Source organism: Actinomycetota bacterium, from assembly GCA_005774595.1.
Taxonomy (GTDB): domain Bacteria; phylum Actinomycetota; class Coriobacteriia; order Anaerosomatales; family D1FN1-002; genus D1FN1-002.
Genome location: VAUM01000001.1, coordinates 22,151 through 29,954 on the forward strand (window position 1 = coordinate 22,151; position 7,804 = coordinate 29,954).

Sequence of the window (7,804 nt, forward strand, 5' to 3'; positions counted from 1 at the left end):
GCGCGCGCATACAACGCCTTGCTGCGCCGCCCCAGACAATCTCCACGCGGAGCGCGACTACGGGTAGAGCCAGACGGAGTCGATGTCCATCGAATGCGTCGGGTCGCCCGGCTGCGGATGGATCACCCGGATCCGCACCTCCCCGTCGGCGGCCCGGCGGAACGACGGGTTCGTGAGCGCCCACGTGTAGACCCCCGGCACGGCCGTCGACGGCCATGGCGACCCCAGAGTCGACCACGTGCCCGACGAGTAGTCGAACGCCTGCACGTACACCGTGTGACCGGGCGAGCCCGCATACCGGCCCCTGAACTCCACACCCGACGGGAGCGACGGCGTGCCGGTGAAGCCGATCTCGATCGCGAACACGGCGGGCAGGTCCGGCGGCACGGCGCTCGCGCCGCCGATCTCGCCCACCACGAGCGACGTGGCGTCGCGCGAGACGATCGCCGACCAGGTCCCGGTGTACCCGGCGCTCACCGGGACCGTGAACGACGTCGGCTGCGTGATGGTGGCCGTGACGCTCGTGCGCACGTACGCCCTGCGCGCGCCTCCGATGTGGCACTGCGTGGTGCAGGCCCCGCCGAGATCAGCGTGCTCGTACGAGTGGTCCGTGTTGTGCAGGTGCAGCAGTGTCGGCGAACCGTGCGTCACGTGGCAGACGCGGCAGCTGAAGCCACCGTCGTTGGCGTGCAGCTTGTGCATCCGCTGCTCAGTGCGCGGCGGGTGCTGGAAGAGGCTCGCGGTGGTGAGGGTGTCCTCGACGCCCGTGTAGTACACCGTGTACTTGTGGCACAGGTAGCACAGAGCATCGCTCGAGCTCGTGAGCGTGCCCCAGAACGGCGCCCGCAGCAGCGACCCGTTGTCCGAGGCGTGGGGCCCCTTCGCCTGATCGGTGTTCGCATTGCGATGGCAGTCGGCGCAGTACATCGTCGAGTCCTTGGTCCATGCCGCGCCGGTACTCGTGAACGTGCCGGCGGTGCGCGTCGCGAACGTCCCCGACGGCGCGGAGGCGACCGTCGAGGCCGCCCCGACGGCGAGGTACGACGCGTTGCGCGTGTTGACCTCGGATGCGATATCGCGCGTCCTGCCACGAGTCATGTTCGCCGAGTGGCACTTGAGGCAGACCTCGAACTCGCGCGCCACCGCCGTCTTCTGCGAGTAGGTGATCGCGGTGCCCGGCCCGCTCGGCGTCACGAACACCCCCCACGCGCCCTTCAGGGCGCCGTAGACGGCCGGGGAGGGCGACTGCACCGTGGCGGTCGTCTCGTGCGGGTTGTGGCAGTCGGCGCACGTCACGTGCCGCGGGATCGTCGCGGTCTCGGTCGAGACGTGCTGCGCCGGCCCGGCATCGGCGGGGTGGCGGGCGAGGCCGACCGGTCCGAGGTCCGCGACCACGACGGCGGGTGACGCCCCGAGCACCGTCCACGTGGTCTCGATGCCGCTCGCCTGCTCGATGCCGGTCGACCACAGGGTCCGCGGAGTGGCCGACAGCGTGAGGCCGTCGGAGGTGTCGAACACCTGCAGCGAGGGCGCCTGACGATCCCCGAAGCGCAGCCACTTGCCGGAGTTGCCCACGACGAACTCGCTGCGGCCGTCCCCGTCGACGTCGCCGGCCGCGAGCGCCGAGGACTCGTAGTGCAGCCCGGTGTCGTACTTGCCCGGCACGGCATCGAGTCCGATGCCGCCGACCGCCTGCCGGAACAGGTCGACCGAAGCGGTCGCCGAGACGGCGTCGGTGGTCGGATCGCTCCGCAGTGCGACGAGGAGCTCGGCTCCCGAGGTGCCGAGCGGGGTGACGTTGTAGAGGACGTCGGTGACTGCGGAGTCGTACGCGATGCCCGCACCGGCATTCCCGAGCGTGTTGAGGTCACCGAGCTTGACGCCCGCGCCGTCGAACACGCTCACGTTGTTCACGCCGGCGGGCTGCCCGGCGTTGCAGATCACGATCTCCCGGCCCGCGCTGGCCCCCCAGACGTCGCCGACACTCGCGCCCCGGGGCTTCGACAGCGTCGAGTACGGACCACCGACCGGTCCGAGCGCGCCGCCCGACTCGGTGAGAACGCGGAACTGGTCGTCGGCCGCGGCGGTCACCACGAGGTCCGCGAGCGCGGTGCCGGTGACATCGCCCGACGCGATGCCGGACACGTCGTCACCGACCGCGGCGGAGGCGAGCGAGGTGAGCGCGCCCGCCGAGTACCGCAGCACGTACAGCGTGCTGGCATGCGGCTCGGTGGCGGCGCGCGCGACGATCGCGATCTCCGCCTGGCCTGCCCCCGCGCCACCGGAGATGAAGTCGCCGACCTCCACGTACTGGGCGGCCACGCCGCCGGGGATCGCAACGCTCGTGGTCACGAGCCCGCCGACCGGGTCGGCGGACCGGATGTCGAGATACGCCCGTGACGGGTCGCCGATGACGAGCTCTGCGATGCCGTCACGGTCGATGTCGCCCGCGGACGCATCGCCGGTACGGTTCGCCGAGGGGAGCACCCGCGGGCCGTCGAGGGTCGCGGGCACGGAGACGGTGACGTCGCGCGTGTACACGGCGATGTCACCGTAGATGGACGTCTCGACGGACGGCCGCCACACCGCCACGAGTTCCGTGTCGGTCCGGGAGGCGGGGAACGCGAGCGTGGCCACGTCCGTGCGAGCGGGACCGTCCCCGTCGTGGCATCGGTCGCACAGCTGGCGCCCGTACTTGTCGCCGAGTTTCGGGATCGTGCGCGTCGAGTCGCGCGTGCGGCCCATCGGCGCGTGGCACACCTGGCACTCGCCCACCGCACGCGTCGCGACGCCCGATGCGTAGTCTCGCGCCGGATACTCGCCGGCCACCGCGATCGTGGCGGTCGACGACCCGTGCGCGGCCGTCGCGTAGGTCGCCGGCCCCGAGAACGTGTACTCCTGAGCGGGGTGGCACAGCGTGCAGAACGTCCGGTCGTTGGCGGTGACCGACTGCGTCGCGACGACCGCGGGCGGGCAGATGCTCGCCACGATGCTCGGCGCGCGGTCGGACCCGTGGGGATCGTGGCAGTTGGAACACACGATGCCCGTTCCGGTCGTGGGCGAGGGCAGTCGCGAGTGGTGCGCCGTGCGTTTGAACGCGTCCAAGCCGTCCCAGATGTCCAGCGGGCGGTCGGGATGGCACGCCGCGCAGTACGCCTCATCGCCGTAGTAGGCGCTGCCGCTCGCATCGTACGCGCGCAGGAGCGCCGGGTGGAGCGCCCCGCTCGCGTCACGCTGCGACCCGTGGCTGTCGTGGCACGTGCTGCACTCGTGCATCGGGCGCGCGCCGTACGCGGTCGCGCTCGGAGCGATGCTGTGCCGAGATGTCGACGAGAACGCGCTCTCCACGTCCGCCGCGTCCGACCCGAGCTGGCCGACACCATGGCAGGCGTAGCACACGGCGGTGTCGCCGACGCCGACCGACGGGACCACCAGCAACGCGACGTACGTGGTCTCGAACGCCGTGTTCTCGGACCAGCCGTCGGAGGCCCCTCCGTGACCGCGGTGACACATCGCGCAGACGTCGGTGTCGACCCGCGTCGGCACGTGGGGAGCGGTCGTCTCGAGCGCGACCGCGGTCGCCGGGGCGAGGCACGCGCATGCGAGCAGCGCCACAAGCGCGCAGCCCCGCGCGATCGATGTCCTCCCCCTCAGGCCCACTAGCCCTCCGCAGCCGCTGCCGCCGCCAGCCCCGCCGCCAGGTCCTCGTCCGCGAACGCGCCGTCGCCACGAGCAGCCGCCGAGTCGACCGCGGCGGCGGCGGCGGCACAGAACTCCTCGATGCTGCCCGCACGCTCCTTCGCGAGCGTCGCGAAGGGCTCGTCATCGGTGGTCCAGACGCGTGCGCCGTCGAGTGCGGCAGATGCGAGCCAGTGCCGCACGACCGCGTCATGGTAGGCGGAGCCACGCGGCTCGACATCGGACAGGTGGGGCATGTCCCAGTCGACACGTCCCGCAGCAGCGAACTGCTCTTCGAGCTCGGGAGCCTCGCCGGGACGGCTCAGGATCGCCATGACGCCGTGGTCAGCCAACGCCCACCGCGTCTCGGCGAGCGAGGTGGTGATCTTCACGCGCATGTCCGGCTCCATCATGGGCCAGATGTCGAACCGGTCCCAGATGAGCGCGACCTTGTCGTAGCGCGCGCACGCGAACCGCGCCAGCGCGCCGAGGGTCTTGCGCGGCGCCTTCGTGACCTTGAGGTCCTGCGACATGGCCGAGGTGCCCTGCGCCACGTACACGCGGATACCCCGCGCCACCACCGGCGACAGGTGCTCCTTCGTGTACGCCACCACGTAGGCCGCGACGTCCACGGCCTCGGGGCCGTGCGGCCCGCCGACCCGGTGCGGGCCTTCCGGCTCGTCCTCGGCGTCCGGGATGGCGAGCGGGGTCGCGAAGATCTCGCCCGCCGGGTCCGTGAGGTCCTCCTCGCCGTCGTCCTCGTCGGCCGCCTCGGGCTCCTGCTCCTGGCGCTCCTGGCGCGCAGCGGAGACACGCATCAGCATCTCGAGGTCCTGGCGCACGCCCTCGCGCTCGGGCTTGAGCACGCCGTAGATCTCCTCCGAGGCCTTGGCGGGATCGTCCCGCAGCAGGTCGAGCAATGCGCCGAGGTCCGCTGATGCGAGCGGCGCCCACTCGGCCAGCGCGGTGTCGGGCTCCGCGAGCGCCTCGCGCGTCCACGCGGCGAGCGTCAGGTCGACGCGGCTGCCGGCGACCTTCTCGGCCACCGCGCCCAGCGCGCCGCGGACGCGGCCGCCCTTCATCGACTGCAGTTGGACGTAGGTGGGCATCACGCCGTACGAGGTGTCCTCGGTGAGCACCTCGAGCACCTCGGCGAGCGCCAGGACGGACAGGAACGTGCTCGCCTCGGCGGTCTTGTCCACCCAGACCGGGCGCGACCGCTCCTCCGCCGACGCGGCGAGCAGCGCGGAGATCAGGCGTGATGACGCAGCGCGGGTGGAAAGCGCGAGGCCGATGGTGTCGCCCTTGTCGGGCGCCCACGGCGTGAACGGGTTGCAGACCAGTCCGAGCGCACGGTAGGCCGACGTCGGAAGGCCGTTGCCGGGATGGGTCACGTTGGCTTCGTACCGCCCTTTCGCGTGACGAAGGGTCATTGCTGCCGACACTGCCGGATGCCCGCAGGACGCGGCCCAACCTTGGATTATACGGTCGAACGCGCGTTCCTGCACGCCGGGTGGCCTGCCGGCCCTCATGCGGGGGGACCCCGGGCCTTGCCGGCCCGGGGTCCCCGTCGAAACCGTTCCCCGAAGGGAACGTCGAACTGGAACTACTTGTTGTGGCACCTCTCGCACACGCCGCGGTTGTTGGCGCGCAGGAGAGCGGAGTCGAACGTCGGGTTGACGCCGTCTCCGTTGCCCTCGAGCCCGCCGTCAGCACGGCCGTTGTCGAGCTCGGGGTACCACGTGACCGACGCGGTCGGGCTCGTCATGAGGCTCGAGTCCGCCCAGCCGGTCATGGTCACGGACGAGCCGTGAGCCACGTGGCAGGTGAGGCAGCCCAGGTAGTCCTGGAAGTCCCACGTGCCGCGCGCGTTGGTCGAACCCGGCTGCTGCTCGAGCGGCAGCAGCGTAGAGGTCACGACCTCACGCTGGAGCGAGCGGCCCGCGCCGACGCCCGCGGCCAACGTGACGTTGACCGGGTGGCGATGGCGAGCGCGCGCGCCGAGATTGGCGGCACCGGACGCCGGATCCGACTCGAAGCCACGGTAGTCGTACGTCGTGGCGCCGGCGATATCCCACGGCAGGACCGCGGTGCCGGTCGTGTCGTCCTTGTCGTAGTACCGCTCGTGGCACGCGGAGCACCACGCCGACATCGAGAGGAAGCCCCTCGTGTCGGGCGCGAGGTACGCGTACTCCTCGGCCGTGTAGTTCGGCGTGTACGTGGCCATCTGGCCGGCGCCGGCCTCATGCAGCAGCCAGCCGCCCGCCGGATAGTTCTCCTCGGCGGAGATCACGTACGGGGACGGGACGTCGTTCGTGTCGTAGCCACCGACCGCGTGACCGTTCACCGTGTCCTTCAGGAGGCGGTAGTTGGTCGAGCCGTGCGGGTCGTGGCAGTCGGTGCACTTCAGCGTCCACGAGGTGTCGGCCGCAAGGCCGTCGCCCCACAGGATGCCCGGAGCGACTTCGTCGCACTCGTGCACCGACGTGACGGGCGTGAACGGAGCCGCACCCGTGGTCGCCATGAACGAGAAGCCGCCGCCGTTCAGGCCGGCGTTGAGCGTGGAGTTCGTGATGTACGTGCCCAGCGTGGAGCTCGGGCCGGCGTCGAAGATGCCGGACTCGACGTTGGTCGAGGCGCCCGGAGCGGTGTCGCCGTGGCACGCGTAGCAGAACTCCTGGATCGTGCTGGCGGACGACACGAGCAACGCGCTGTGCGAGTTGGCGTTGCTGTCCGTCCACGTGAGCGGCGAGAACGACGTGTGGGCCCGGTGACAGCCGGCGCATGCGTCGGTGTCGTCCGAGTACCCGCCGTGCGGGCCGAAGTTCGCGTACGCGACCCCTCCGTACAGGAGGACGAGCGCGAACGCGAGAAGGACGACGATGCTGAGTCTCTTCATCCTGCTCACCTCCTGTCTAGTGTACCGCGCAAGCGATGCACGGATCGAAGGACTGTGCGATACGCAGGGCCTCGACGCCGCCCTGTGTGGCGACGGGACCGCCGCCGCTGACCGGCGGATAGAGCACGCCGCCGTCGGCAGCATATGCCACCGCCGACTGCGCCGGGAAGCCGGCTCCGGTGCCCGGAGCCACGATTGCCTGCTCCATGGGGCCCATCACGTCGCCGGCATCGCGCGGACAGGCGTTCCACGTCGTCGGCACGATGCACTGGTAGCGCTCGATCTTGCCGTCGCCACCGATGGTGCAGATGTGCATGAGAGCGCCGCGAGGCGCCTCGGTGCCGCCGATGCCGGTGTGCGACAGGCCGTCGGCCGGCGTGGCGATGTAGGTGTAGGTGTCACCCGCGGCGGCTGCCAGCTGGCTGACCCAACCGTTGTTCGCCCACGTGATGGCCTGAGCGGCGAGCGCCGGCTTGCTCGGCATGCCCATCATCCAGATCATGATGAACGCCGACTCGAGCGCACGGGCGCGCAGCCGGTCCATCGTCGACAGGCCGAGGCTCATCGTGGCGATGTAGGTGACCAGGGGCGCGACTCCGCCGTCGATGATGACGGCGCTGGCGGCCTGGTACGCTGCGACGATGGTCGCGTACGGCAGGTCGTCGATGAACAGGTTCGTCCCGCCCGTCGGCGCGTCGGAGACCGTGTAGGTCTGCGGATCGCCCGGGTTGCCGAGGTTCAGCGTGACGGACAGTTCGGCGAGGCCGGCGCGCACGCATGCGACCGCAAGATCCGGATGGATCATCTTCGGGTCGAGGCCGGCGCCCTTGGTGTAGAGCGACGCGACCTGCTGCAGCGTGGTGCCTGCGGCGTCGATGAGCGGCTCGGGCGCGGCCATGTCGATCGGGTACTCGCCGGCGACGACGAGGCGGGCCCAGGGGGCGACCTCCATCGGGTCGCCCGCCCAGCGCGGCGCCTTCAGGTACGAGTACGCGCCGCCCTTGAGGCGCTCCGGCACGGTGCGACTGGCCTGGTAGGGATACGACAGGCCGTTCGCGTCGTAGCCGTACGCGTTGTTCTGCTGGTAGCGGGAGTACGCGACGTGCTCGATGAGGTCGGTCTGCACCGCAGCGGCGTTGATGGTGCCATCGGTCTGCGCAGCGCCGAAGTAGCCGCCCGCGTTCTTGACCCAGCCGCGCGGGAAGTGGTTGCCCGTGACGCCGTTCG

Annotated in this window: 4 protein-coding genes; all 4 read right to left on the minus strand. The window is 71.0% G+C overall.

Translation table 11 applies throughout. From position 1 onward, the window contains the following. Positions 1-57 precede the first annotated feature (57 nt). Entirely contained in the window at positions 58-3,615 is a 3,558-nt protein-coding gene (locus FDZ70_00100) for a hypothetical protein (protein ID TLM80589.1), read from the minus strand. A 44-nt stretch (positions 3,616-3,659) separates the two neighbouring features. Beyond that, positions 3,660-5,072 (minus strand): hypothetical protein, encoded by a 1,413-nt coding sequence (locus FDZ70_00105; GenBank protein TLM80590.1) that lies wholly within the window; start codon positions 5,070-5,072, stop codon positions 3,660-3,662. 212 nt (positions 5,073-5,284) lie between these two features. Next, a complete protein-coding gene (locus FDZ70_00110) occupies positions 5,285-6,721 on the minus strand; it encodes a hypothetical protein (protein ID TLM80591.1) in 1,437 nt (478 codons plus the stop codon). Then, positions 6,594-7,804: nickel-dependent hydrogenase large subunit (locus tag FDZ70_00115; protein ID TLM80592.1), on the minus strand; the 1,211-nt coding region annotated here is incomplete at its 5' end. The genes FDZ70_00115 and FDZ70_00110, both read right to left, overlap by 128 nt.